The organism is Glycocaulis sp. (assembly GCF_050485565.1).
Classification (GTDB): domain Bacteria; phylum Pseudomonadota; class Alphaproteobacteria; order Caulobacterales; family Maricaulaceae; genus Glycocaulis.
In genome coordinates, this window is record NZ_JBJHBQ010000003.1 from 69,683 (window position 1) to 94,317 (window position 24,635).

The 24,635-nt window shown below is 62.9% G+C and carries 24 protein-coding genes, 1 tRNA gene and 1 pseudogene; 22 read left to right on the forward strand and 4 right to left on the reverse strand.

All coding sequences use genetic code 11. The annotated features are described in order from the left end of the window. The first annotated feature begins 101 nt into the window (after nucleotides 1-101). Nucleotides 102-178 (forward strand) — tRNA-Asp (locus ACQ5ID_RS04180). 83 nt (nucleotides 179-261) lie between these two features. Here ACQ5ID_RS04180 and ACQ5ID_RS04185 read toward each other — a convergent pair. The 4 genes from ACQ5ID_RS04185 to ACQ5ID_RS04200 all read right to left on the reverse strand — a co-directional run bounded on the left by ACQ5ID_RS04185 (nucleotide 262) and on the right by ACQ5ID_RS04200 (nucleotide 5,160). Continuing rightward, entirely contained in the window at nucleotides 262-1,671 is a 1,410-nt protein-coding gene (locus tag ACQ5ID_RS04185; protein ID WP_429911214.1) for a fibronectin type III domain-containing protein, read from the reverse strand. A 77-nt stretch (nucleotides 1,672-1,748) separates the two neighbouring features. Next, complete coding sequence (locus ACQ5ID_RS04190; RefSeq protein ID WP_429911215.1) at nucleotides 1,749-2,987, reverse strand: ABC transporter permease; 1,239 nt, start codon at nucleotides 2,985-2,987, stop codon at nucleotides 1,749-1,751. Next, complete coding sequence (locus tag ACQ5ID_RS04195) at nucleotides 2,984-3,673, reverse strand: ABC transporter ATP-binding protein (RefSeq protein WP_429911216.1); 690 nt, start codon at nucleotides 3,671-3,673, stop codon at nucleotides 2,984-2,986. The genes ACQ5ID_RS04190 and ACQ5ID_RS04195 overlap by 4 nt, the downstream gene beginning before the upstream one ends. After that, nucleotides 3,673-5,160 (reverse strand): efflux RND transporter periplasmic adaptor subunit, encoded by a 1,488-nt coding sequence (locus ACQ5ID_RS04200; RefSeq protein WP_429911217.1) that lies wholly within the window; start codon nucleotides 5,158-5,160, stop codon nucleotides 3,673-3,675. Before ACQ5ID_RS04200 ends, ACQ5ID_RS04195 begins: the two co-directional genes overlap by 1 nt. 335 nt (nucleotides 5,161-5,495) lie before the next feature. Between ACQ5ID_RS04200 and ACQ5ID_RS04205 the strand changes: the two genes are divergently transcribed. The 21 genes and pseudogenes from ACQ5ID_RS04205 to ACQ5ID_RS04305 all read left to right on the forward strand — a co-directional run bounded on the left by ACQ5ID_RS04205 (nucleotide 5,496) and on the right by ACQ5ID_RS04305 (nucleotide 24,632). Further along, entirely contained in the window at nucleotides 5,496-5,861 is a 366-nt protein-coding gene (locus ACQ5ID_RS04205) for an NADH-quinone oxidoreductase subunit A (RefSeq protein WP_371394354.1), read from the forward strand. Between the two features lie 6 nt (nucleotides 5,862-5,867). Next, on the forward strand, nucleotides 5,868-6,431 hold the full coding sequence (locus tag ACQ5ID_RS04210; RefSeq protein ID WP_429911218.1) for a NuoB/complex I 20 kDa subunit family protein: 564 nt from the start codon (nucleotides 5,868-5,870) through the stop codon (nucleotides 6,429-6,431). A gap of 32 nt (nucleotides 6,432-6,463) precedes the next feature. Further along, on the forward strand, nucleotides 6,464-7,069 hold the full coding sequence (locus ACQ5ID_RS04215; protein ID WP_429911219.1) for an NADH-quinone oxidoreductase subunit C: 606 nt from the start codon (nucleotides 6,464-6,466) through the stop codon (nucleotides 7,067-7,069). Nucleotides 7,070-7,185: 116 nt separating this feature from the next. Continuing rightward, complete coding sequence (locus ACQ5ID_RS04220) at nucleotides 7,186-8,388, forward strand: NADH-quinone oxidoreductase subunit D (RefSeq protein ID WP_429911220.1); 1,203 nt, start codon at nucleotides 7,186-7,188, stop codon at nucleotides 8,386-8,388. Then, nucleotides 8,388-8,759 carry a nuclear transport factor 2 family protein gene (locus tag ACQ5ID_RS04225; protein WP_429911221.1) on the forward strand — a complete coding sequence of 124 codons (372 nt, stop codon included), beginning with the start codon at nucleotides 8,388-8,390 and terminating at the stop codon, nucleotides 8,757-8,759. The genes ACQ5ID_RS04220 and ACQ5ID_RS04225 overlap by 1 nt, the downstream gene beginning before the upstream one ends. Nucleotides 8,760-8,764: 5 nt before the next feature. Next, nucleotides 8,765-9,466 (forward strand): annotated as a pseudogene (gene nuoE / locus ACQ5ID_RS04230) (NADH-quinone oxidoreductase subunit NuoE); the annotation flags it as partial. A 209-nt stretch (nucleotides 9,467-9,675) separates the two neighbouring features. After that, nucleotides 9,676-10,977 carry an NADH-quinone oxidoreductase subunit NuoF gene (gene nuoF / locus ACQ5ID_RS04235; RefSeq protein ID WP_429911222.1) on the forward strand — a complete coding sequence of 434 codons (1,302 nt, stop codon included), beginning with the start codon at nucleotides 9,676-9,678 and terminating at the stop codon, nucleotides 10,975-10,977. Nucleotides 10,978-10,983: 6 nt separating this feature from the next. Beyond that, complete coding sequence (locus tag ACQ5ID_RS04240; protein ID WP_429911223.1) at nucleotides 10,984-11,241, forward strand: DUF4258 domain-containing protein; 258 nt, start codon at nucleotides 10,984-10,986, stop codon at nucleotides 11,239-11,241. After that, nucleotides 11,241-11,435 carry a DUF2283 domain-containing protein gene (locus tag ACQ5ID_RS04245; RefSeq protein ID WP_429911224.1) on the forward strand — a complete coding sequence of 65 codons (195 nt, stop codon included), beginning with the start codon at nucleotides 11,241-11,243 and terminating at the stop codon, nucleotides 11,433-11,435. Before ACQ5ID_RS04240 ends, ACQ5ID_RS04245 begins: the two co-directional genes overlap by 1 nt. Nucleotides 11,436-11,441: 6 nt before the next feature. Next, on the forward strand, nucleotides 11,442-11,738 hold the full coding sequence (locus tag ACQ5ID_RS04250) for a YciI-like protein (protein WP_429911225.1): 297 nt from the start codon (nucleotides 11,442-11,444) through the stop codon (nucleotides 11,736-11,738). A gap of 28 nt (nucleotides 11,739-11,766) precedes the next feature. Further along, entirely contained in the window at nucleotides 11,767-13,878 is a 2,112-nt protein-coding gene (gene nuoG / locus ACQ5ID_RS04255) for an NADH-quinone oxidoreductase subunit NuoG (RefSeq protein WP_429911226.1), read from the forward strand. Between the two features lie 6 nt (nucleotides 13,879-13,884). Beyond that, entirely contained in the window at nucleotides 13,885-14,937 is a 1,053-nt protein-coding gene (nuoH, locus tag ACQ5ID_RS04260) for an NADH-quinone oxidoreductase subunit NuoH (protein WP_127567170.1), read from the forward strand. A 9-nt stretch (nucleotides 14,938-14,946) separates the two neighbouring features. Beyond that, nucleotides 14,947-15,435: an NADH-quinone oxidoreductase subunit NuoI gene (nuoI, locus tag ACQ5ID_RS04265; RefSeq protein WP_429911227.1), complete on the forward strand. Its 489-nt coding sequence runs from the start codon at nucleotides 14,947-14,949 to the stop codon at nucleotides 15,433-15,435. Between the two features lie 102 nt (nucleotides 15,436-15,537). Beyond that, nucleotides 15,538-16,146, forward strand: a complete 609-nt coding sequence (locus ACQ5ID_RS04270; RefSeq protein WP_429911228.1) for an NADH-quinone oxidoreductase subunit J — start codon at nucleotides 15,538-15,540, stop codon at nucleotides 16,144-16,146. Next, a complete protein-coding gene (gene nuoK / locus ACQ5ID_RS04275; protein ID WP_429911229.1) occupies nucleotides 16,146-16,457 on the forward strand; it encodes an NADH-quinone oxidoreductase subunit NuoK in 312 nt (103 codons plus the stop codon). The genes ACQ5ID_RS04270 and nuoK overlap by 1 nt, the downstream gene beginning before the upstream one ends. Nucleotides 16,458-16,467: 10 nt before the next feature. After that, the gene (nuoL, locus tag ACQ5ID_RS04280) at nucleotides 16,468-18,441 is read left to right on the forward strand and encodes an NADH-quinone oxidoreductase subunit L (RefSeq protein ID WP_429911230.1); all 1,974 of its coding nucleotides are present in this window, start codon (nucleotides 16,468-16,470) and stop codon (nucleotides 18,439-18,441) included. A 2-nt stretch (nucleotides 18,442-18,443) separates the two neighbouring features. Continuing rightward, on the forward strand, nucleotides 18,444-19,958 hold the full coding sequence (locus tag ACQ5ID_RS04285; protein WP_429911231.1) for an NADH-quinone oxidoreductase subunit M: 1,515 nt from the start codon (nucleotides 18,444-18,446) through the stop codon (nucleotides 19,956-19,958). Nucleotides 19,959-19,977: 19 nt separating this feature from the next. Further along, entirely contained in the window at nucleotides 19,978-21,429 is a 1,452-nt protein-coding gene (gene nuoN / locus ACQ5ID_RS04290) for an NADH-quinone oxidoreductase subunit NuoN (protein WP_429911232.1), read from the forward strand. After that, on the forward strand, nucleotides 21,430-22,167 hold the full coding sequence (locus ACQ5ID_RS04295) for a biotin--[acetyl-CoA-carboxylase] ligase (RefSeq protein ID WP_429911233.1): 738 nt from the start codon (nucleotides 21,430-21,432) through the stop codon (nucleotides 22,165-22,167). Nucleotides 22,168-22,172: 5 nt separating this feature from the next. Continuing rightward, nucleotides 22,173-22,955, forward strand: a complete 783-nt coding sequence (locus ACQ5ID_RS04300) for a type III pantothenate kinase (protein WP_429911234.1) — start codon at nucleotides 22,173-22,175, stop codon at nucleotides 22,953-22,955. Nucleotides 22,956-23,018: 63 nt separating this feature from the next. Further along, entirely contained in the window at nucleotides 23,019-24,632 is a 1,614-nt protein-coding gene (locus ACQ5ID_RS04305; RefSeq protein WP_429911418.1) for a ribonuclease J, read from the forward strand. Nucleotides 24,633-24,635 lie beyond the last annotated feature (3 nt).

A 24,635-nucleotide genomic window follows, 5' to 3' on the forward strand; every position in this document is an offset into this window, starting at 1 on the left:
CATTTCGTCTCCGCGGCCTGACCGAACCGGCTTGACCGGCCAGAACACGCCGATTAAGTAACGCGTCTCCTTCGGGGCCAGCCCCGATGAAGAAGTGCCAAGCGGGTGTAGCTCAGTTGGTTAGAGTGCCGGCCTGTCACGCCGGAGGTCGCGGGTTCGAGCCCCGTCACTCGCGCCACTTCTTCGCAAGAGATCATACCAAAAAAGGCCGCTCTATCCCGGAGCGGCCTTTTTGCTTTTATGGCTGGAAGCTGCCGGGGGCTACTTCTCCCGCGAGGTGCAGGCAAAGCCGTCCGGGCCTGTGTCGTCATCGGCGCATTCGCGTACGGGCGGCAGGCTGGCCAGATCGTCAGCAATCCATACCGCGCCGTCTTCCCTGCGCGTCAGTGTGAAGGCGTCGTAGAGCGTGCCTTGAGCGGTGTAGGCGGTGAAGGCCAGCTCATCGCGCGAGAAGTCGATCAAATGATAGAGCTGGGTGCCTTCGCCCCAACGGTCAGCCTCGTTGGCGACACGGTCATTGAGCGCGTACATCTTGCCGCCCACCACCGTCACAATGCTGACCGGTCCGCTCTGCGGGGCAGGCTCGGTGCCCGGACGGCGCGGATTATCGGTATTGCTCCAGCGGCCATAGCAGTGATCGTGACCCTGCAGGACGAGATGGATGCCCACCTCTTCGAACATGGGGAGCCAGGTCTCATGGATCATGTCGGTGTTTTCCGGCCGCGCGCAGGTGATGAGCGGCTGGTGCATCACCACCACGTTCCAGTTGGCCTCGCTGGCGCTGGCAACTTCACGGATCCAGTCTGTGGTGGCTTCCATCTGGCCAAGGCTCAGGACGGCGGTGACATCCGGCACGATGAAGCGCACGCCCTGATAGTCGGAATAGAAGGAGGTGGCCTGCGCGCTCGGCACGCCGTTTTCCGGCAGCACGAACTGGAGCGGCCAGTGCGGCCCGAGGACGCGCACGGAGCTGCCGTCTGGCATCTGACCGGGAATGTATTCGTGATTACCGGCGGCGGGGATGTGAGGGATCGATGCGTATTGCATCGTGCCGGTATCCCACCACTGGCCCCACTCATCGTCGTGGACCATGTCAGCGCGCTGGGACACGAAATCGCCAGCCGTGGTGATGACAGCCGGGTTTGCGGCGTGCCGGATAGCCTGCGTAATCACGCGATGGCCAACTTCGCCGATATAGTTCTGCACATCGCCCAGATAGACGAGCTGGAAGGGCTCATCGCTGTCTGCAGCGGTGCGAAAATCGATCCATCCGGTCCAGCCATAGGCGCCTTCGACGCGATAGCTGTAGGCGGTGCCGGGTTCCAGACCGTCGAGCGCGAAGCGATGATGGTGGGCGATGCCGTTCTCGGTTTCCAGCGCGTGCGTCTCAGCCTCGAATATCTGACGCTGCGGGTTCTGTGCGGGGCCGGGGACGGCGCGCACCAGCTCAAGACGGCCCACGCTCTGGCGTGTATCGGTACGATAGGTGATGCCGACAGAGCGGGCCGGATCGGCGCCCACGGTCAGAATAATGCGGTCGGGAACGCCCGCCGGAGCGTAAGGAGCTCCCGGTGCATGGGGAGCTGGCGGGTTGGGAAGCGCGCGCGGTTCGTCCGCGCTGGCTGAAATGGCAAGGCCGAGAGCCATGGCCGTGGCGGCGACAAAACGCATCTGGGCGCTCCTTTCTTGTCACTGGAGTGCAAGAAGGGGTAGCAGCCGGTCTTGATGGTTTTGTGAAACCGGCTGGTTTACTCGTAACGCAGGGCGTCGATAGGGTTGAGCTGGCTGGCGCGGTGGGCCGGGTAGAAGCCGAACAATATGCCCACTCCAGCCGCTGCGCCGATGGCAACCAGCGCTATTGTCGGTTCGATGGACACAGGAAATTGTCCAAGCGATTCGACCACCAGTGCGCCAATCGCCCCGCACGCCATACCCACGAGCCCGCCCGCAACGCACAATACCACCGCTTCGATCAGGAACTGGTTGCGGATATCAGCCTGTTTGGCGCCGATGGCCAGGCGCAGCCCGATCTCGCGCGTGCGCTCGGTGACCGAGACCAGCATGATATTCATGATGCCGATACCGCCAACCACGAGCGATATGACGGCTGTGGCGGCCAGAAGCAGGCCGAGCTGGCTTTCGGTTTCATTGCGCGCGCGCAGGAACTCGGCGAAATTGACGACGGCAAAATCATCCGCGCCGCCTATGCGGATATTGCGGCGCACGCGCATCAGATCGGCAATCTCCTCGGCGGCAGCATCCATATTGCGCGCGCGGTCGATACCCAGCCATGCCGATTGGACGGGGTTGCGCACGCCCGCGCTGGAGAGGCCGCCCAGCCTGTCGCGCATGGTGGTCGTAGGCACGAAGATCACATCGTCCTGATCCTGTCCCCAGCCGGACTGGCCGCGCTCGGCCAGCACGCCCACGACTTCAAGGGGAACGCCGCTGATCCGGATGGTTGCGCCGGTGGCGCCGCCAGCCGGGAACAGCTCGCTGGCAACCGTCCGGCCAATGACGGCAACGCGCGCCGCGCCCTCCAGTTCGGACACGTTGAAGGGCCGCCCTTCAACCACGCCCCAGTCACGTACGATGAAATAGTCCGGGTGGGTGCCGGCCACTTCGGTGGACCAGTTCACGCCATCAACCACGGCCGTCAGTCCGCGCTGCTGGATGATGCCGGCTGCGGCAATGACATAAGGCACGCTCTCGCGTATCGCCTCCACGTCCTCATCGCTGAGCGGGGTGGCTGAGCCGGACCCGCCCCGGACACCGCCCCGGAAGGACGAGCCGGGCCGCACCTGTAGCGAGTTGGCCCCAAGCGCGCTGATCTGCGCGTCCACGGCGGCCTTTGCCCCTTGGGAGATCGAGATCATCACGATCACCGAGCCGACGCCGATAATCACGCCCAGCATGGCTAGGAAGCTGCGCAGCGCATTCACCCTCAGTGCGGTCAGCGCGACAGCAATAGCGGCGGTGAGATTCATTGTGTGTCCTCCACGATTTTGCCGTCCCGGAACACGATCCGGCGGCGCGCGCGCGCGCCCACATCGGCCTCATGCGTGACGAGTATCAGGGTGATGCCGGATGCGTTCAGCTGGTCAAATATGTCCATGACATCCTCTGAGGTTCTGGAATCGAGCGCGCCGGTCGGCTCATCGGCAAGCAGGATGCGCGGCTCGTTGGAGAGGGCGCGGGCAATCGCCACGCGCTGCTGCTGACCACCGGAAAGCTGGGAGGGGTGGTGATCCATGCGGTCGCCAAGCCCCACCATCTCCAGACAGGCCGCCGCGCGTTCACGCCGCTCTGCGGCCGGCATGCCGCGATAGAGCAGGGGCAGGGCGACATTATCCAGCGCCGTCGTGCGAGGCAGCAGGTTGAATTGCTGGAAGACGAAGCCGACCATCTCGTTGCGGAATTTCGCCAGCTCGTCGGGAGAGCGGTTCAGCAGGGACTGGCCGGCAATGGTCAGCTCCCCGCTGGTGGGCGTGTCCAGCGCGCCGAGCATGTTCATGAAGGTGGACTTGCCCGAACCGGACGCGCCCATCACGGCCACATAGCCACCATCGGCAATGTCGCAATCGACACCGCGCAAGGCGTGCACATCGCCGCCGCCCAGCCTGTAGACACGCGATAGCTGCCGCGCCCGGATAAGAACTGGCGCATCAGCCATCAGCGCACCTCACGCACGCGCACGACCACGCTGTCACCTTCGCTGATGCTCTCGCCCAGAATTTGCGTGTACTGGCCGTCAGACAGGCCCACCCGCACCGCGCGTGCTTCCAGACGTCCGTCGCTGCGGCGTATCCAGATCGTTCCGCGCTGGACCTCCTCGCGTGCGCCCCTGCCTGCGCCGCCGCGCCGTCCGCCGTCTGCCATCATCGCGTTCAGCCGCGCCATTTCCTCAGCCGTCAGCACGTCGCTGAGCGCGCGTTGCACCGTAGCCTGCATGTTGCTGCCGCCCCGGCCGCCTCCCATGCCGCGCGGACCGCCACGCTGCGTGTTGGCCATGGCTGATTGCAGGGCCTGCTCGGCCTGCGCGCGCCGGTCATCAGGCAGCTCCAGCGGATCGAGCAGGCGGGCCGCCATGGGGTTGCCGCGCCCGGCTTGCGCCGGGGTGCTGCCAGCAGAGCTTGGCGCCACTAGGCTCTCTGCCGCGCCGCGCGGCTGGAAGCGCAGGGCCGTTGCCGGAACCGTCAGCGCGCCGGCCACATCCCCGGTGATGATATTGACGTTGGCCGTCATGCCCGGCAGCAGGCGTTGGCCGGGATTGTCCGCCTCGATCACGACCGTATAGGTGACGACATTCTGCTCGGTGATGGCCGCCAGGCGCACCTGGCGGACTTCACCGGAAAACTCGCGCTCGCGATAGGCATCGACCTCGAACGTAACCGGCTGACCGACCGCAATCTGGCCGATATCGGACTCGTCCACCCGCGCCTCGATCTGGATACGCGACAGGTCACGCGCGATGATGAACAGAACCGGCGCATTGAGGCTCGCTGCAACGGTCTGGCCGACATCGACCTGCCGGTCGATCACCACGCCATCAATGGGAGAGCGGATAGTGGCGCGATCCAGATCCACCTGCGCGCTCTCAAGGCTCGCCTGACGCTGGTCCAGCGTCGCGCGGGCATTCCTGAGATTGGCTTCGGCGACCTGAACGTTGGCCACCGCAGAATCGCGCGCGGTCTCGGCAACATCGAACTGGACCTGTGAATAGGTACCGCGCTCAACGAGCTCGCGCGCACGCCCGAACGCCCGCTCGGCCTCGCGTGCCTCGGAGCGCGAGCGGGTAAGGTTGGCCTGACTGACAGAGACCTGGGACTGCGCGACCTCAAGGCTCGCCTGCGCCTCACGCACGCGGGTCTCGAAGGTCTGCGGGTCCAGCCGCGCGATGATCTGCCCGGCCTCCACCTCGTCGTTGAAATCCGCCATCAGCTCGAGGATCTGGCCAGAAAGCTGGGAGCCGACCTCCACCGTGATGAGCGGCGCGATCGAACCGGTGGACGCGACCTGTCTGGACAGGTCCCGGGCCTCTACCCGCGCTGTTTCTACCTGCAGCCTGCCTTCGGCGGGCGGCGCAAACATCTGCCATGCCCAGTACGCAGCCAGTGCGGCGACAAGGACTGCAAGACCGGGGAGGAGGAATTTTTTCATATCTGCTCTGTCCGCGAGAATAGGATGTAAGATGGCTTCCGCCGGAAGGCGCCATGTGAGGTCTAACGTGATGACGGCCTATTTTCCGTCGCTTAGATGAACTGGTGCTGAGTTTTGTCCAGCTAGATGAGAATGGCTCGCAAATACAGGTGCTTGCAGCGGCAATATGCACTTCAATTGGTGTTGCATATGGCTTGCGGGCGGCGGCGGTGCGCACTAGCTTCCGCCCGAATTGACAGGAGGGTGCTCCTTCTGTCAGGGGCTTTTGCAACGGCTGGACGCAGGCAAGCTGCGCTTCGGCCATCCGGGGCTGAACAGCTACGCCAGGGCGGACCATGGACGCGGTACTTCTGGAATACCTTCCCGTTCTGATCTTCTTTGCCATCGCATTGGCAATGGGGATCGGCTTCATCGTGGCGGCTGCCGTGCTGGCGCCGTCTGATCCGGACCCGGAGAAGGTCTCGACCTATGAGTGCGGGTTCAACGCATTCGAGGACGCGCGCATGAAGTTTGACGTGCGCTTCTACCTGGTGGCGATCCTGTTCATCATCTTCGATCTGGAAGTGGCGTTCCTGTTCCCGTGGATATTCCCGATCTTCGACGGGAACATCTTCGCTTTCTGGTCGATGATGGTGTTTCTCGGCGTTCTCACCGTCGGGTTCCTCTATGAGTGGCGCAAAGGCGCCCTGGACTGGGAGTAGGCGATCATGGCGAACCCCACAGTTCCGGCAATGTCTGCGGCGCGCACCGGCGTTCCCGCTTACGATCCGAAAAAGCACGACCCGTTCTTTGACGGCCTGTCCGACCAGCTGGCCGACAAGGGCTTTCTGGTGGCGCGTGCCGACGACCTCATCACCTGGGCGCGTACTGGCTCGCTGATGTGGATGACGTTCGGTCTGGCGTGCTGCGCGGTCGAGATGATGCAGGCAGCGATGCCGCGCTACGATTTGGAGCGCTTCGGCGCCGCGCCGCGCGGTTCGCCGCGCCAGTCGGACGTGATGATTGTGGCGGGTACGCTCACCAACAAGATGGCTCCAGCGCTTCGCAAGGTCTACGACCAGATGCCGGAGCCCCGCTACGTCATCTCCATGGGCAGCTGCGCCAATGGCGGCGGCTACTACCATTATTCCTACTCGGTGGTGCGTGGCTGTGACCGGATCGTGCCGGTAGACATCTACGTGCCGGGCTGTCCGCCGACAGCTGAGGCGCTGGTTTACGGCATCCTCCAGCTGCAGAAGAAAATCCGCCGCGAAGGCACGATCGAGCGCTAGTACACCACCGTCAGAGCAAGCGAGCCCCTCTCTTGAGCAAGCCCGATACCCTCTCAGAACTGGCCGCGCACATCTCCGATGCGCTGAACGAGGATGTGCGCGAGCACGCCATTGCCCATGGCGAGCTGACGCTGACCATTCACCGCGACCGGGTGAAGAAGGTGCTGCGCTTCCTGCGCGATGACGCGGCCTGCAGGTTCACGACACTGATTGATATTTGCGGGGTGGACTGGCCGTCGCGGTCTGACCGGTTTGACGTGGTCTACCATCTGCTGTCCATGCACCAGAATACGCGCATCCGGGTGATGCTCGCCGTTGCCGAAGACACCAGCGTCGAGAGCGTGGTGGATATCTATCCGGCCGCCAACTGGTTCGAGCGCGAAGCGTTCGACATGTATGGCATCGTCTTTGATGGCCACCCCGATTTGCGCCGCATCCTCACCGATTACGGGTTTGAAGGTTTCCCGCTGAGGAAGGACTTCCCGCTGACGGGCTTTGTCGAGGTGCGCTATGACGCAGCGCAAAGGCGCGTAGTCTACGAGCCGGTGAACCTGATCCAGGAATACCGCGACTTCGATTTCCTCTCGCCGTGGGAAGGCGCCAAGCTCGTCATTCCCGGCGACGAGAAGGCGCAGTGAGTGGGAAAAGACATGAGCATCGCCGCCGCACGCCACTTTGAAGACCGGACGCCAGAGCGCGCCCGCTATTCGCTATTGGCTACTCGCTACTCGCTCTTGCACGGAGGTGCGCCGCTGTGACCGATACGCCCGCCACCGAAGACATCCGCAACTTCACCATCAATTTCGGCCCCGTTCACCCGGCCGCCCACGGTGTGCTGCGCCTGGTGCTGGAGCTGGATGGCGAGGTGGTCGAGCGCGTCGATCCGCATATCGGCTTGTTGCATCGCGGCACCGAGAAGCTCTTGGAGCACAAGACCTATCTGCAGGGCATCGGCTATTTCGACCGTCTCGACTATGTCGCGCCGATGAACCAGGAGCATGCTTTCTGCCTGGCGGTGGAGCGGCTTGCCGGCATCCCTGTCCCGAAGCGCGGCCAGTATGTGCGCGTGCTCTATTGCGAGATCGGCCGCATCCTCAATCATTTGCTGAACGTCACTACGCAGGCGATGGACGTTGGCGCGCTCACCCCGCCGCTCTGGGGCTTTGAAGAGCGTGAAAAGCTGATGATCTTCTATGAGCGCGCGTCGGGTGCACGCCTGCACGCGCACTATTTCCGCCCCGGCGGCGTCCATCAGGACCTGCCGCAGGAGCTGATCGATGATATCGCCAAATGGTGCGAGGCTTTTCCCAAGGCGCTCAACGATATCGACGCGCTTCTGACCGACAATCGCATCTTCAAGCAACGCAATGCCGATATCGGCGTCGTGTCGAAGGAAGATGCGCTCGCCTGGGGCTTCTCCGGCGTGATGGTGCGCGGTTCGGGCATGGCCTGGGACTTACGCCGTTCGCAGCCCTACGAGGTCTATGACGAACTCGATTTCAAGATCGCGATCGGCAAGAACGGCGATTGCTACGACCGCTATCTCGTCCGCATGGAGGAGATGCGCGAGTCCTGCAAGATCATGCAGCAATGCTGTGAGTGGCTTTCAAAGCCTGAAAATCAGGGCGAAGTGTTGCCGACCGACACCAAGTTCGCGCCGCCGCGCCGGGCCGAGATGAAGCGCTCCATGGAAGCGCTTATCCACCACTTTAAGCTCTACACCGAGGGTGTGCACGTGCCTGAAGGCCATTGCTATGCCGCCGTGGAAGCGCCCAAGGGCGAGTTTGGCGTCTATCTGGTCGCTGATGGCTCCAACAAGCCCTACCGGGTGAAAATCCGCGCGCCGGGCTTTGCTCACCTTGCGGCCATGGACCACCTCAACAAGGGCCACATGCTGGCCGATGTGTCGGCCATTCTCGGCTCGCTGGACATCGTGTTCGGAGAGGTGGACCGCTAATGCTCGCCGCGCACGCCATAGCAGATGCCGCCAGCCCTGAGCGCCTCGCTGAGGCCCAGCTGGCGGCGTATAATGCGCGCGATCTGGATGCGTTCGCGGCCTGCTTTGCCGACGATGTGGAGGTCTATGACTTCCCCGGCGTGCTGAGCCTGAAAGGCCGCGATGCCTTCCGCGCGCGCTATGTCGAACGGTTCAAAAGCGAAGGGCTTCACGCCATCGCCGTCCACCGCGCCGTGATCGGCTCTCGCGTGATCGACCATGAGCGCGTCTGGCTGGAAGGCGAGGGCAAGTCCGCGCCCATCGATCTTGTTGTGATTTACACCGTGCGTGATGGGTTTATCGCGCGCGTCGACTTCATAAGGGAAGGGTAGCCGGGATGAGCGTGCGCCGTCTTGCAGCCGCCGAAGTGCAGCCGGAAAGCTTCGCGTTTTCAAAGGAAAGCGAGAAGAAGGTCGCGTTCTGGATGAATAAGTATCCAGAAGACCGGAAGGCATCTGCCGTCATTCCGCTGCTCTGGCTGGCCCAGAAGCAGGAGGGCTGGGTGTCCGAACCGGCCCTGCGCGACATCGCGGCGCGCTGCGAGATGCCGTATATCCGCGTCTACGAGGTCGCGACCTTCTACACCATGTTCAATCTGGAGCCGGTGGGCGAACACCTGATCCAGGTGTGCGGCACCACGCCGTGCTGGCTGCGCGGGGCAGATGATCTCAAAGCGGTGTGCGAAAAGCGCATCGGCAAGAAGGGCCGCGGCAATATCAGCGCCGATGGCAAGTTTTCCTGGGAAGAGGTGGAGTGCCTTGGGGCCTGCTCCAACGCGCCCATGGTCCAGATCGCCAACAAGGATGGCGATTTCTATTACGAAGACCTGACCGCCGACGCGCTGAACAGCATTCTGGACGATCTGGCCGCTGGCAAACCCGTCGAGATGGGACCTGTGACCGGGCGCAAATGCTCTGAGCCGTTTGAAGCGGATGTCGCCGTTCTGACGGCGGCAGAGCTGTATGATGGCAGCCGGGCAAAATCGTTGAAATACCTGCCGAATACGCCCGAAGCGAGAAAGGCGGCCGAGAAGGGAGAGGACCCCTTTCCCATCAAGAAGGCGCGCCCGGCCCGCAAGGCACCCGATGCTGACGAGGCCGGAGGCCCGGTAAAGAGTGCGCCGCGCAAGGCGGCAAAAGCGGCTGACACCAAGGCCACGCCGAAATCCGCCGCCAAGCCTGCGGCCAAGAAGACGCCAGCAAAGAAACCGGCTGCGAAAAAGCCCACCACGAAGAAGGATGCTGAATAATGCTTCTTCACGATAACGACCGGATTTTCACCAATCTCTATGGCCGCCATGACTGGCGCCTGGAGGGTGCAAAGAAGCGCGGTTGCTGGAACGGCACGGCCGAAATCCTGCAACAGGGGCGTGACTGGATCATCGACGAGATGAAGGGTTCCGGCCTGCGCGGACGCGGCGGGGCGGGCTTCCCGACGGGTCTCAAATGGTCGTTCATGCCGCGCGAAGTGGGCGCGCGCCCGCATTATCTTGTGGTCAATGCGGACGAGTCCGAGCCTGGCACCTGCAAGGACCGGGAGATCATGCGCAATGATCCCCACCATCTGATTGAAGGCTGCCTTATCGCCAGCTTCGCGATGCAGGCCCATGCCTGCTACATCTATCTGCGCGGCGAGTACGTGCATGAGCGCGAACGCATGGAAGCCGCTGTCGCCGAAGCCTATGAGGCCAAACTCATCGGCAAGGACAATGTGAACGGCTGGGATTTCGACGTCTACATCCATCACGGCGCAGGGGCCTATATCTGCGGCGAGGAAACGGCCTTGCTGGAAAGCCTTGAGGGCAAGAAAGGCCAGCCGCGCATGAAGCCGCCATTCCCGGCCGGCGCGGGCCTTTATGGCTGCCCGACCACCGTGAACAATGTGGAATCCATTGCCGTTGCGCCGACAATCCTGCGCCGGGGCAAGGAGTGGTTCCTCCAGTTTGGCCGTCCGAACAATTCCGGCACCAAGATCTTCTCCATTTCCGGCCATGTGAACGCGCCGTGCAATGTGGAAGAGGCGATGTCGATCCCGCTTCGCAAGCTGATCGACACCTATGCGGGCGGCGTGCGCGGCGGCTGGGATAATCTCAAGGCCGTGATCCCCGGTGGCTCGTCCGTGCCGCTGATCCCGAAAGAGATCTGCGACGACGTGCTGATGGATTTCGATGCGCTGCGCGATGTGAAATCGGGCCTCGGTACCGCTGCCGTCATCGTGATGGACAACTCCACCGACGTGGTGAAGGCGATTGCCCGCATCAGCTATTTCTACAAGCACGAAAGCTGTGGCCAGTGCACGCCGTGCCGTGAGGGTACGGGCTGGATGTGGCGCGTGCTGGAGCGCATGGCGCGCGGCGAGGCGGAGATCGGCGAGATCGACGATCTGCTCGACGTGGCGGGGCAGGTGGAAGGCCACACGATCTGCGCGCTCGGCGATGCGGCGGCCTGGCCGGTGCAGGGCCTGATCCGCCATTTCCGCCACGAGATCGAGAACCGGATCAATAATTACCGCGCCGGCAAGCCGGTGTTTGTTCCGGTCGCAGCGGAGTAGGGCGGGGTGAGGCTTCGATTGACGGCACATGCGCGTGAGCGGATCGAAGCAAGAGGTGTAAAAACGGAATGGATTGAGGCGGCGGTGTCTCATCCAGACCGGACAGAGCCAGACCCGAAGGACCCGGATCTGGTTAGATATTTCAAGACCCTGCCCGAGTTTAATGGGAGGGTCCTCAGAGTGGTTTCCCGGCAAGAGTCGGGTGGCTACACAATCGTGACGGCATTCTTCGACCGCGGAGAGCGCCGGAGCAGGAGAGAGTGATGAACTGGCGGTATGACCACGAGGCAGATGCAGCCTATCTGCGCCTCACGGATGCCAAAGTTGTGGAAAGCGACGAGGTGGCCGAGGACATCGTGATCGATCTGGATGCCGACAACAAGATTGTCGGCATTGAGGTGCTGCATGCGTCGCGGCGGCTGGCCGATTCCATCCTCCACCCAGCGGCAGCGGAGTAGGGCGCAATGAAGCACTTCATCCTCTTCTACGAGACCGCGCCGGATTACATGGAGCGCCGGGGCGAGTTCCGCTCGGTACACCTCAATCTCGCGCGCGAGTTCGAAGCGCGCGGTGAGCTGGTGCTGGCCGGCGCGCTGGCCGATCCCGCCGATGGCGCGGTTCTGGTATTCAAGGGTGAAGACAGAAGCGTCGCCGAGCGGTTTGCGAACGAGGACCCGTATGTGAAGAACGGGCTGATCGCGAACTGGCGTGTGCGTGAATGGACAACCGTAGTGGGCGAAGGCGCCCTGACGAAAGTTTGATGCCCGAAGGGGCCGTGGAGCAGGTTTGATGAGCGAGAATACGCGCACCATCATCATTGACGGCGAGGAAATCACCGTTCCGCAGGATTACAACCTGCTGCAGGCTGCCGAGGCGGCGGGGCGCGAGATTCCGCGCTTCTGCTACCATGAGCGCCTGTCGGTGGCCGGCAATTGCCGCATGTGCCTTGTGGAGCTGGTCGGTGCGCCGAAGCCCGTGGCGTCCTGTGCCTTCCTGGTGCGTGACATGCGCGGCGGGCCGAATGGCGAACCGCCTGCGATGCGCACGCTCTCTCCGCTGGTCAAAAAGGCACGCGAAGGGGTGATGGAGTTCCTGCTCATCAACCACCCGCTGGACTGCCCGATCTGTGACCAGGGCGGCGAGTGCGATCTGCAGGACCAGTCGCTCATGTATGGCCGTGCCACCTCGCGCTTTGGCGAGAACAAGCGGGCGGTCGAAGAAAAATACATGGGCCCGCTCATCAAGACGGTGATGACGCGCTGCATCCAGTGTACGCGCTGCGTGCGCTTTGCCACCGAGATTGCCGGCGTGCCGGAAGTCGGCGCCATCGGGCGCGGCGAGGACATGGAGATCACGACCTATCTGGAACAGTCCATGACATCGGAGCTTTCGGGCAATGTCATCGATCTGTGCCCGGTCGGCGCGCTCACCTCGCGCCCCTATGCCTTCAACGCCCGCCCCTGGGAGTTGATCAAGACCGAGACCATCGATGTGATGGACGCGCTGGGTGCCAATATCCGCGTGGACAGCCGCTCTGGCGCCGTGCTGCGCATCATGCCGCGCATCCATGAAGGCGTGAACGAGGAATGGATTTCCGACAAGACCCGCTTTGTATGGGATGGCCTCGGCCGCCAGCGCCTCGACAAGCCTTATGTGCGCAAGAACGGCAAGCTCACCGCCATTGGTTGGGATGAAGCGCTGACCGTCGCGGCGGAAAAACTCTCCGGCAAGCCTGAAAAAGTCGGTGTGATCGCAGGCGATCTCAATGACGCAGAGGGCCTGAAAGCCGCCAAGGACCTCTTTGATGCGCTCGGCGTAAAGTCGCTCGATTGCCGTCAGGATGGGTCGAAGCTCGGCGGCGGCGCGCGTGAAGGCTATCTCTTCAACACGACGATTGCCGGTATCGACAAGGCCGATGCCATCCTCTTTATCGGCGCCAATCCGCGCCTTGATGCGCCGGTGCTCAACGCCCGTATCCGCCAGCGCTGGCTGAATGGCCAGCTCGATGTGGCGATGATCGGCGAGGCCGTTGACCTTACCTATCCTTATGAGCATCTGGGCAGCGGCCCGGATGCCATTGGCGCGCTCGCCAGGAAACGCTCCGGCTTCATCAAGACGCTCAAGGACGCGAAGAACCCGATCATCATTCTGGGCAGCGGCGCCACTGCGCGTGCCGATGGGGCGCAGGTGCTGCGCGCCGCCGGAGAGCTGGCCAAGGCCGCTGGTGTGGTGCGCGGGGACTGGAATGGCTTTTCGGTGCTGCACACGGCGGCGAGCCGCGTGGGCGGGCTTGATCTGGGCTTCCTGCCGGGCGAGGGCGGACGCGACACTACGGCCATTCTCGAAGCCGCTGGCAAGGGCGAGCTGGACACGGTGGTCCTGCTTGGCGCCGACGAAATCGACACGGCCAGGCTCGGCAAGGCCTTCGTCATCTATGTCGGCCATCACGGCGATGCCGGTGCCATGCGCGCCGATCTGATATTGCCGTCAGCGGCTTACACCGAAAAGCCGGGGCTTTACGTGAATACCGAAGGCCGTGCGCAGATTGCCGAGCGGGCTGTGTTCCCGAAAGGCGAAGCCAAAGAGGACTGGGCGATCTTCCGTGCGCTGTCGGCGCGTCTGAACAAGACGCTGCCCTATGACAGCCTGAATGCGCTGCGGGCCAAGCTCATCGAGGAGATCGAGAGCTTCGGTCAGATCGACCATGCGCCGGGCGCAGAAGGCGCGGGCGGCTTTGATCCGTCCACGCTGGGCGAGGCGGGCGAGGTTTCCTCCGAGCCCTTCGTCAGCCCGGTGAAGGATTTCTATCTGACGAACGCCATCGCGCGGGCGTCCAGAACCATGGCGGAGTGCTCGGCTGCGGCGAAGGCCGCGCGTGCCACGCTGCAGGCAGCGGAGTAGGGGCTGATGAACGATTTCGTCACCGAATTCGGTCCGGTCTGGGGCACGGCGCTGGCGGTTGGCCAGATCCTCGCCTTCATGGTCGTGCTGCTGCTGTCGCTGGCCTTCCTGCTGCTGATGGACCGCAAGGTCTGGGCGGCGGTGCAGATGCGCAAAGGCCCCAACGTGGTCGGCGCGTTCGGCCTGCTCCAGTCCTTTGCCGACTTTTTGAAGTTCGTGCTGAAGGAAATCGTCATTCCGGCCGGCGCGGACCGTCCGCTTTTCATTCTCGCGCCGCTGATCACCTTCACGCTCGCCTTCATCGCCTGGGCGGTGATCCCGGTCGCGCCGGGCTGGGTGATCTCCGACATCAATGTCGGCATCCTCTTCCTGTTCGCGATTTCCTCGCTCGGCGTGTACGGCATCATCATTGGCGGCTGGGCGTCAAACTCGAAATATCCGTTTCTTGGCGCGCTGCGCTCTGCCGCGCAGATGGTCTCCTACGAGGTTTCCATCGGTTTCGTGATCGTCACCATCCTTCTGATGGCCGGCACGATGAACCTTTCCGAGATCGTGATGGCGCAGGCCGGCGGTTTCTGGAACTGGCACGTATTGTCGTTTGACCTTCTGCCCTGGCCGGTCTTCGTCATCACCATTCCGATGTTCGTGATCTTCTTTATCTCGGCACTGGCAGAGACCAACCGCCCGCCGTTTGACCTGCCGGAAGCAGAATCCGAACTGGTGGCGGGCTATCAGGTAGAATACTCCTCCACGCCGTACCTGCTCTTCATGATCGGCGAATACCTCAACATCGTGCTGATGTGCTCGCTGATGACCGTGCTGTTCCTCGGCGGCTGGCATGCGCCCTTCGATGTCGCGCCCTTCACCTGGATACCGCCGGTCTTCTGGTTCGCCCTCAAAGTGCTGTTCCTCTTCTTCATGTTCGCCATGGTGAAGGCGCTCGTACCCCGCTACCGCTATGACCAGCTGATGCGTCTGGGCTGGAAAATCTTCCTGCCGACCTCGCTCGTCGCGGTCGCGGTGATGGGCGCTGTCGTTGTCTACTCGAATGCAAGCTAGGACCTCCTCATGAGCCGTATCGCCCAAACCCTGCGCGGAGCCGCCCTGATGGATTTCTGGGGCGCGTTCGGCCTTGGCATGCGCCAGCTTTTCACGCCCAAGCCGACCGTGAACTACCCGTTCGAGAAGGGGCGTTTGTCGCCCCGCTTCCGTGGCCAGCACGCGCTGCGCCGCTACGCCAATGGCGAGGAACGCTGCATCGCGTGTAAGCTGTGCGAGGCGGTGTGTCCGGCGCAGGCCATCACCATCGAGGCCGAACCGCGCGAGGACGGCTCACGCCGTACCACGCGCTACGATATCGACATGGTGAAATGCATCTATTGCGGCTACTGCCAGGAAGCCTGCCCGGTCGATGCCATCGTGGAAGGCCCGAACTTCGAGTACGCGACCGAAACACGCGAAGAACTCTATTACGACAAGGACAAGCTTCTGGAGAACGGGGACCGCTGGGAACGTGAGATTGCCCGGAACCTCGAACTCGACGCCCGCTACCGGTAACGCTAGAAGGGCGCCCGACTCATATTAGCCCGGCCCGGAAAGCCTTTCCGGTGCCGTTAATGACCAGACAGCCCACAGCCCGTTCGGGCCCAAGGGGGGACCATGCTGCAGGCAGCGGCGTTTTACATTCTGGCAGGGACGGCGGTTATCTCCGCCTTCATGGTGGTGGCCGCACGCAACCCTGTGCGCGCCGTATTGTTCCTGATCCTGACCTTCTTCTCGGCGGCGGGGCTGTTTGTGATGCTGGGGGCCGAGTTCCTCGCCATGCTGCTGGTCATTGTCTATGTCGGCGCGGTGGCGGTGCTGTTCCTCTTCGTCGTGATGATGCTGGATGTGGACTTCGCCGCGCTCAAAGAGGGCTTCCTCAGCTATCTGCCGCTTGGCGGAGCGGTCGCGCTGGCGCTGGTGGGCATTCTGTCCCTGACCGGCATCACCTGGGTGGTGTCCGATACGGCTGGCGCGGCGCTGCAGACGCCGGTGCCAACGGACATGACGAATGCCGAGGCGCTCGGCTCCATCCTTTATGACCGTTACGTCTTCTTCTTCCAGCTGGCGGGCCTTGTCCTGCTGGTGGCGATGATTGGCGCCATCGTCCTCACCTTGCGTCACCGCGAGGGCGTGCGCCGCCAGAATATCGCGCGCCAGGTGCAGCGCCGCCGCGAGGAAGGTGTCGAGCTGGTCGAGGTCAAATCGGGCGAGGGGATCGGCTAATGTTCGAGATCGGTCTGGGACACTATCTGACGCTGGCCGCGATCCTGTTCACGATTGGCGTGTTCGGCATTTTCGTGAACCGCAAGAACGTCATCATCCTCCTGATGTCGATCGAGCTGATCCTGCTGGCGGTGAACGTGAACCTCGTCGCGTTCTCCGCCCATCTGGGCGACATGACCGGGCAGGTCTTCGCGATGCTGATCCTCACGGTCGCAGCGGCGGAGGCCGCTGTCGGCCTTGCCATCCTCGTCGTCTTCTTCCGCAACCGCAGCGATATCGCGGTTGAGGGCGTCAACCTGATGAAGGGCTAGAGCGGCTATCATGGCTTTTATCGTCGTTTTCGGACCCCTTCTGGCAGCCATTATTGCCGGCCTGTTCCACAAACAGATCGGTACGCGCGCCAGCCAGCTCATCACCACCGGGGCCACGATCGCCGCCGCTTTGGCATCGGCCTGGCTGTTTGTGGACGTGGCAATCCTCGGCAATGCGCGCACCTACGAGCTCGCGCAATGGATGGCCGTCGGCAATTTCGACATTAGCTGGGACATCCGGCTGGACTCGCTCTCTGCGGTAATGCTGGTCGTTGTGACCAGCGTCTCCGCGCTCGTGCATGTGTATTCGTGGGGCTATATGGCCGACGACCCGCACCGCGCGCGCTTCTTTGCCTATCTGTCGCTCTTCACCTTCGCCATGCTGTCGCTGGTGACGGCAGACAACTTCCTGCAGATGTTCTTCGGCTGGGAGGGCGTCGGCCTCGCCTCCTATCTGCTGATCGGCTTCTGGTACAAGAAGAAGTCGGCCAATGACGCGGCCATCAAGGCGTTCGTCACCAACCGCGTGGGCGATTTCGGTCTCGCGCTGGGCGTGATGGCGGTGTTTGCGGTGTTCGGCACGCTCGATTTCGATGCCGTGTTTGGTCAGGTCGATGACGGCACCGTCCAGACGCTCACCCTGTTCGGCCTCGAGTTCATGGCGCTGGAGCTGATCGCCTTCCTGCTCTTCATCGGCGCGATGGGCAAATCGGCGCAGTTCTTCCTGCATGTCTGGCTGCCTGACGCGATGGAAGGCCCGACGCCGGTCTCCGCCCTCATCCACGCCGCGACCATGGTGACGGCGGGCGTGTTCCTAGTGTGCCGCTGCTATCCGATCTACGAGCTGGCGCCCAACACCTCGGCCATCATCACCTTTATCGGGGCGACGACGGCGCTGTTTGCCGCCACGGTTGGCCTTGCGCAGAACGATATCAAGCGCGTGATCGCGTATTCCACCTGCTCGCAGCTGGGCTACATGTTCTTCGCGGCGGGCCTTGGCCTCTACTCGGCGGCCATGTTCCACCTGTTTACGCACGCCTTCTTCAAGGCGCTCCTGTTCCTGGGTGCCGGCTCGGTCATTCATGGCCTCCATCACGAGCAGGACATGCGCAATATGGGCGGCATCTACAAGCTGCTGCCCGTGACGTGGATCATGATGATTATCGGCACGCTGGCGCTGACGGGTGTGGGTATTCCGCTCCTCAATCTGGGCTTTGCCGGCTTCTACTCGAAAGACATGATTATCGAGGAAGCCTTCATGGCGGGAGCGGATGGCGTGGCGTTCGGCTACTTCGCCTTCCTGGTGGCCATCATCGCGGCTGGCCTGACCTCCTTCTACTCCTGGCGGCTCATCTTCATGACCTTCCATGGCAAGTTCCGCGGCGACAAGCACACGCTTGACCACGCCCATGAAAGCCCGTGGATCATGGTGATCCCGCTGCTCCTGCTGGCTATCGGCGCGGTGTTTGCCGGCTTCCTGTTCCGCAGTGATTTTGTGGGGCGCGGTGCGCTGGAATTCTGGGGCGGCAGCCTGCCTGCCGGTCCCTATGCGGAGGGCAATTACGGGGAAGGGGCCACCGGCCACCATCCGCCGGACTGGGTGCTGTTCAGCCCGATTGCGGTGACGGTGCTCGGCTTCGTGCTCGCGTACTGGTTCTACGTGGTGAAGGAAGGCCTGCCGGCGAAGATCGCTGCGCGTGGCGGTCCGCTCCACAGCTTCCTCGCCAATAAATGGTATTTCGACGAGATCTACGACTTCATTTTCGTGCGCGGCGCGCGCGGGCTTGGTGACCTGTTCTGGAAAGTGGGCGACCGGCGCATCATTGACGGGCTCGGCCCGGATGGCGTCGCCGGTACCGTCATGCAGGCGGGCCGCCGCATCGTGCGCCTGCAGTCGGGCTATCTCTATCACTACGCATTCGTGATGCTGATCGGCGTTCTGGGCCTTGCCGTCTGGCTGGTCGCGCGGGCCGGGGGACAATAGGCATGCTGGGACAACTGCCCATCCTTACTGCGCTGACCTTCCTGCCTGCGCTGGGCGCGGTGGCGATACTGGTGCTGCGCGCGCTGATGCGCTCCGAGGACCGCCCGGCGCTGGACCGCAATGCGCGCGGCGTAGCCCTGTTCGTGACGCTGTTCGTGTTCGCGCTGTCGATTCTGCTGGTGCTGGAGTTTGATACCGCCCAGCCCGGCTTCCAGTTTGTCGAGACGGCCGACTGGCTGACCGCTCTGGGCATCAATTACCGCATGGGCGTGGACGGCCTGTCTGTGCTGTTCGTGCTGCTGACCGCCTTCCTGATGCCGATCTGTATTCTGGCGAGCTGGAAGCTGGAAAAGCGCGTGGCAGACTATATGGCCGCCTTCCTGCTGCTGGAAGCGCTGGTCATCGGCATTTTCTGCGCGCTCGACCTCGTCCTCTTCTACATCTTCTTTGAAGGCTCGCTGATCCCGATGTTCCTGATCATCGGAGTGTGGGGCGGGGCCAACCGCATCTATGCCGCCTTCAAATTCTTCCTCTACACCTTCCTCGGCTCGGTGCTGATGCTGGTGGCGATGATCTACATGTTTGTCGTCTCCGGCACGACCGACATCACCGTGCTGCTGGAGCACGAATTCCTGCGTGATGCGCAGATGTGGCTATGGCTCGCCTTCTTCGCCTCGTTCGCGGTGAAAATGCCAATGTGGCCGGTACATACCTGGCTGCCCGATGCGCACGTTGAAGCGCCGACGGCCGGCTCGGTCATCCTGGCGGGCATTCTCCTGAAGCTTGGTGGCTATGGCTTCCTGCGATTCTCCATCCCGATGTTTCCGGACGCCAGCGCCTTCTTCGCGCCGATGGTCATGGTGCTGTCGGTCATCGCGATCATCTACACCTCGCTGGTCGCCTTCCGGCAGACCGACATCAAGAAGCTGATCGCCTATTCGTCTGTCGCCCACATGGGCTTCGTGACGATGGGTATCTTCACGATGAATGCGCTGGGCGTGCAGGGCGCGATCTTCCAGATGATCTCACACGGGATTATCTCCGGCGCACTCTTCCTGTGCGTCGGCGTGATCTATGACCGCTTCCACACCCGCGACATCGCCTTCTATGGCGGTCTGGTGCACAAAATGCCGGTCTATGCCGCCTTCTTCGCCCTGTTCACCATGGCCAATGTCGGCCTGCCGGGCACGTCGGGCTTTGTCGGCGAGATTATGACCATGATGGGCGCGTTCGAGTATGACCCGCGCGTCGCCTTTGGTGCCGCCTTCGGCGTGATCGTCTCGGCCGTCTACATGCTGACCCTCTACAAGAAGGTCGTGTTCGGCGAGATGACGAACCCGAAGCTGGAATCGGCCACCGATCTCGACTGGCGTGAGTGGATCAATCTGGGTGTGCTGGCCTTCCTGGCCATCTGGCTCGGCTTCTTCACCACCCCGATCACCGATATCACCACCGCTTCGGTTGAAGCGCTGATCTCGCAATATCAGGGGGCGCTGGCCGCCTCCGCCAACCCGTAAGCTTCAAGGCTTGATGCCCATGACCGGATCCATGCTTCTTGCCGATCTCAGCCTCATCGTTCCTGAGCTGATCCTCGCCGTTGGCGCCATGGCGCTCCTGCTGGCAGGTGTCTTCATCAAGGGTGAGGAAACGGCCGCGCGTCTGGTGTCGCTGGCCGCGATGGGGCTTCTGGTGCTGTGCGCGGGCGTGGCGGTGTTTCTGGCCCCGCAAGGTGGTGGCACGGCCTTCTACGGCGCATTCGTGCTCGACAGCTTCTCGCTCTACGCCAAGGCGGTCGTCTATCTTGCGGCGGCTATCGCGCTGGTTCTGGCCGGTCATTATCTGCGCACCGAGCGCCTCGCGCGTTTCGAGTTCCCGGTGCTGATCCTGCTGGCGACGCTTGGCATGTCGGTCATGGTCTCTGCCGGTGATCTCATCGCGCTCTATCTGGGCCTCGAGCTGCAATCGCTCGCGCTCTACATCCTCGCCGCCTTCAACCGTGACAGCCTTCGCGCTTCCGAAGCGGGCCTGAAATATTTCGTGCTCGGCGCGCTTTCCTCCGGCCTGCTGCTCTACGGCGCGTCGCTGGTTTACGGCTTTGCCGGTTCCACCGAGTTTGGCGCGATCGCGCTGGCCGCAGAGAACCCGTCTGTCGGCCTCATCTTCGGCCTGGTATTCGTGGTCTCCGGCCTGGCCTTCAAGATCTCCGCTGCGCCCTTCCACATGTGGACGCCGGACGTCTATGAGGGCGCGCCGACACCGGTTGCTGCCTTCTTCGCGACCGCGCCGAAGCTTGCCGCCATGGTGCTGCTCATCCGCGTGCTGATGGAGCCGTTTGGTGCCATGGCAGACCAGTGGCAGCAGATCACCATCATTCTGGCGATCCTTTCCATGGGTATCGGCGCGCTGGGCGCGCTGCTGCAGACCAATATCAAGCGCCTGATGGCCTATTCCTCCATCGGCAATATGGGCTATGCGCTGGTTGGCCTGTCTGCGGCCAGCGAAGCGGCTGTCTGGGCGGTGCTGCTCTACATGACGCTCTATGTGATCGGTGTGGCTGGCGCGTTCGGCGTCATCCTCTCCATGCGCCGTGCTGAGGGCATGGTGGAGCGGATCGAGGATCTGGCGGGTCTCTCCAAGTCCCGCCCCGGCCTCGCGCTCGCCTTTACCGGCCTGCTGCTGTCCATCGGCGGCATGCCCTTCCTTGTCGGCTTCTTCGGCAAGCTGTTCGTGTTCTACGCTGCCGTGCAGGCGGGTCTCGTCTGGCTGGTGGTGCTGGCCGGTATCTTCTCCACCGTCTCGATTGCCTACTATCTGATGATCCTGAAGCGCGTCTGGTTTGATGAGCCCACGGGCGGCGAGTTCCTCAACCCGCCTGCCAGCGTAGCCGTCATCACGCGCGTGACCGGCATTGCGACCGTGGGCTTGCTCCTGCTGGTGCCGTTCATGCTTACCCGTGTCATCGAGGCGGGCTCGGCAATCGGCGGCTAGATGCCCGTCCGCATCGATCATTACGCCGAGATTGACTCCACCAATGAAGAGGCCCGCCGCCGTGCGCTTGGCGGCGAGCGCGGTCCGGTCTGGATACGCGCGGATCGGCAGGGCGCAGGGCGCGGGCGGCGCGGGCGCACCTGGGTAAGCCAGCCGGGCAATCTCTTCATCACCGGGCTTTACGTGCTCGATACACAGGCCGGTGATGCGGCGCGGCTCTCCTTCGCCGCAGCCTTGGCTGTCGCCGATCTCGTCGAGGAACTTGTTCCCGGTCTCAATCCGCGCCTGAAATGGCCCAATGACGTGCTGATCGAGGGCCGCAAGGTGTGTGGCATATTGCTGGAATCCGGCGCGGCTCCCGGCAGCGGTCTGTGGCTGGCAGCCGGGATTGGCGTCAATCTCGCCCACCACCCGGAAGATTCTGAGCGCCCCGCGACCAGCCTTGCCGCCCATGGCGCAAAGGCGGACGTGGCCCATGCCGGGGAGCGGCTGGCCCATCATTTCGACATCTGGCTTCAGCGCTGGCAGGAGAGCGGCTTTGCCCCGATACGCGATGCGTGGCTTGCCCGCGCACACGGTCTGGGCGAGCGGGTCGCCGCGCGGCTGGAGAACGAGACGGTGGAAGGCATATTCGCCGATCTGATGCCCGATGGCGCACTGCGGCTGGATTTGGCAGATGGCACAAGACGGCTTATCTCCGCAGGCGATGTCTTCTTTCCGGCTAACCCACAAGGCTGAACGCGATGCTGCTGGCGATTGATTGCGGCAATACCAATACGCTGTTTGCCGTCCATGACGGGCAGGACTGGCGCGCGCAATGGCGCACGGCCACCTACAGCCCGCGTACGGCGGACGAATATGCGGTCTGGCTGGCCCAGCTGATGAGCCTGCAGGGGCTGAGCTTCGACGATCTCTCGGCTTGCGTCATTTCATCGGTGGTGCCGCAATCGCTGTTCAATCTGCGCAATCTGTCAAAGCGCTATCTGAAGACCGATCCGGTGGTGATCGGTGATACGGGCGTCAATCTCGGCATCAGCGTCAATCTGGATCGGCCGGGAGAGGCGGGCGCGGATCGTCTGGTCAATGCGCTGGGCTGCAAGGTGAAATATACCGGCCATCTCATCATCGTGGATTCCGGCACGGCGACGACTTTCGATATCGTGTCCGCCGACGGTGTGTTTGAGGGCGGCATCATCGCGCCCGGCATCAACCTCTCCATGCAGGCTTTGCACAATGCGGCGGCGCAGCTGCCGCGTATCGCCATAGAGCGGCCAGAGCGTGTTATCGGGAAGAACACAGTAGGTGCCATGCAGTCTGGCGTGTTCTGGGGCTATATCGACCTCATAGACGGGCTGATCGGGCGTATCCGCGCCGAATACGGCCAGCCCATGAGTGTTATCGCAACCGGCGGCGTGGCCTCGCTCTTTGAGGGTGCCTCGCGCGCTATCGATCATTTTGACGCGGATGTGACCATCCGCGGCCTTCTAGAAGTCTGGCGCCTCAATAGCGTCCGCAAAGGAGCCTGAGGCGTGAGTGAGAGTGAAAATACGGTCTATTTCCTGCCGCTGGGCGGTTCAGGCGAGATCGGCATGAATCTGAACCTCTACGGCTTCGGGCCGGAAGAGGACCGCAAATGGATCATCGTTGATTGCGGGGTGACATTCGGTGATCTGACGACGCCCGGCGTTGATGTCATCATGCCCGATCCGCGCTTCATCGAAGAGCGCAAGCATCAGCTACTGGGCATCGTGCTGACCCATGCCCACGAAGACCATATGGGCGCGGTGGCCTATCTCTGGGAGCGGCTGCGCTGCCCGATCTGGGCCACGCCCTTTACCGCCTATCTGATGCGCGACCGGCTGGCCGAGCGTGGCCTGTCGAACGAAGCCAAGGTGCGCGAGATTTCGCTGACCGGCCGGTTCGATATCGGTCCGTTTGATCTCGAGCTTATCACGCTGACCCACTCCATCCCGGAGCCGAACGGGCTTGCCATCCGCACGCCTGCGGGACTGATCCTGCACACCGGCGACTGGAAGATCGATCCTGAGCCGCTCATCGGCGCACCGACGGACCCCGAAGCCATCAAGGCGCTGGGCCGTGAGGGCATTCTGGCCATGGTGTGTGACAGCACCAATGTATTCACGCCGGGCGAGGCCGGTTCCGAAGCGGGCGTGCGCGAAAGCCTGACCAAGGTGATCGCCGAGCAGAAGGGCAAGGTGGCCATTGCCGCCTTCGCCTCCAACGTGGCGCGCCTTGAAACGGCGATCCTGGCGGCAGAGGCCAATGGCCGGCGCGTCTGTCTGGTTGGCCGCTCCATGCACCGCATGGCGGGTGCGGCGAAGTCCGTCGGGCTGTTGCAATCCTGCGCGCCCTTCGTTGAAGAGGAAGAGGCGGGTTATTTCCCCAGCGACAAGATCGCCTTTGTCTGCACAGGCTCACAAGGCGAGCCGCGCGCGGCGCTCTCGCGTATCGCGGACCGCTCGCACCGCAATGTGACCCTCACCGACGGCGATACGGTGATCTTTTCTTCGCGCGTGATCCCCGGCAATGAACGCAGCATCTATGATCTGATGAACCGGCTGGCCATGCGCGGCGTGAAAATCATCACCGAGCGCGACCGGCATATCCACGTTTCCGGCCATCCCTGCCGCGATGAGCTGAAGCAGATGTATGAATGGGCGAAGCCGAAAGTGGCGATCCCCGTTCATGGCGAGGCGCGCCACCTGATCGAGCACGCGGCCTATGCCAAGCAGCTTGGCGTGCCGTCCGCCGTCATCCCCAGCAATGGCAGCCTGATTGCCATCAACGCGGACGGCGCGCGCATTATCGATGAGGCACCGGCGGGCCGCCTGCATCTCGATGGCAATTTCATCGTCGATGCCGAGGCCAGCTCCATGCGCGAACGGCGCAAAATGGCCTATGGCGGCGCGATCAGCGTGGCGATGGCTGTCTCCGGCAAGGGCGAGATCGTGTCCGGTCCGGACCTGCGGGCGCTGGGTGTGCCCGATACGGGCGGTGATGATATGGATGAGTTCCTCGATGCTCTGGCTGATGCCGCCGAGCGTGCCTTTGCCAAAATGGGTAACAAGGCGCGCCGCGATGAGGACGAGGTGGAGGAAGCGGTGAGACAGGCCGTGCGCCGCGAGGCCAACCGGCTATGGGGCAAGAAGCCCATCGTCGAAGCCATGGTATTGATGGTCTAGGGA

Coding starts and splice junctions, on each gene's coding strand:
- ACQ5ID_RS04185 (WP_429911214.1), bottom strand. CDS start 1,671: ATGCGTTTTGTCGCCGCCACGGCCATGGCTCTCGGCCTTGCCATTTCA.
- ACQ5ID_RS04190 (WP_429911215.1), bottom strand. CDS start 2,987: ATGAATCTCACCGCCGCTATTGCTGTCGCGCTGACCGCACTGAGGGTG.
- ACQ5ID_RS04195 (WP_429911216.1), bottom strand. CDS start 3,673: ATGGCTGATGCGCCAGTTCTTATCCGGGCGCGGCAGCTATCGCGTGTC.
- ACQ5ID_RS04200 (WP_429911217.1), bottom strand. CDS start 5,160: ATGAAAAAATTCCTCCTCCCCGGTCTTGCAGTCCTTGTCGCCGCACTG.
- ACQ5ID_RS04205 (WP_371394354.1), top strand. CDS start 5,496: ATGGACGCGGTACTTCTGGAATACCTTCCCGTTCTGATCTTCTTTGCC.
- ACQ5ID_RS04210 (WP_429911218.1), top strand. CDS start 5,868: ATGGCGAACCCCACAGTTCCGGCAATGTCTGCGGCGCGCACCGGCGTT.
- ACQ5ID_RS04225 (WP_429911221.1), top strand. CDS start 8,388: ATGCTCGCCGCGCACGCCATAGCAGATGCCGCCAGCCCTGAGCGCCTC.
- nuoF (WP_429911222.1), top strand. CDS start 9,676: ATGCTTCTTCACGATAACGACCGGATTTTCACCAATCTCTATGGCCGC.
- ACQ5ID_RS04245 (WP_429911224.1), top strand. CDS start 11,241: ATGAACTGGCGGTATGACCACGAGGCAGATGCAGCCTATCTGCGCCTC.
- ACQ5ID_RS04250 (WP_429911225.1), top strand. CDS start 11,442: ATGAAGCACTTCATCCTCTTCTACGAGACCGCGCCGGATTACATGGAG.
- nuoG (WP_429911226.1), top strand. CDS start 11,767: ATGAGCGAGAATACGCGCACCATCATCATTGACGGCGAGGAAATCACC.
- nuoH (WP_127567170.1), top strand. CDS start 13,885: ATGAACGATTTCGTCACCGAATTCGGTCCGGTCTGGGGCACGGCGCTG.
- nuoI (WP_429911227.1), top strand. CDS start 14,947: ATGAGCCGTATCGCCCAAACCCTGCGCGGAGCCGCCCTGATGGATTTC.
- ACQ5ID_RS04270 (WP_429911228.1), top strand. CDS start 15,538: ATGCTGCAGGCAGCGGCGTTTTACATTCTGGCAGGGACGGCGGTTATC.
- nuoK (WP_429911229.1), top strand. CDS start 16,146: ATGTTCGAGATCGGTCTGGGACACTATCTGACGCTGGCCGCGATCCTG.
- nuoL (WP_429911230.1), top strand. CDS start 16,468: ATGGCTTTTATCGTCGTTTTCGGACCCCTTCTGGCAGCCATTATTGCC.
- ACQ5ID_RS04285 (WP_429911231.1), top strand. CDS start 18,444: ATGCTGGGACAACTGCCCATCCTTACTGCGCTGACCTTCCTGCCTGCG.
- nuoN (WP_429911232.1), top strand. CDS start 19,978: ATGACCGGATCCATGCTTCTTGCCGATCTCAGCCTCATCGTTCCTGAG.
- ACQ5ID_RS04295 (WP_429911233.1), top strand. CDS start 21,430: ATGCCCGTCCGCATCGATCATTACGCCGAGATTGACTCCACCAATGAA.
- ACQ5ID_RS04300 (WP_429911234.1), top strand. CDS start 22,173: ATGCTGCTGGCGATTGATTGCGGCAATACCAATACGCTGTTTGCCGTC.
- ACQ5ID_RS04305 (WP_429911418.1), top strand. CDS start 23,019: ATGAATCTGAACCTCTACGGCTTCGGGCCGGAAGAGGACCGCAAATGG.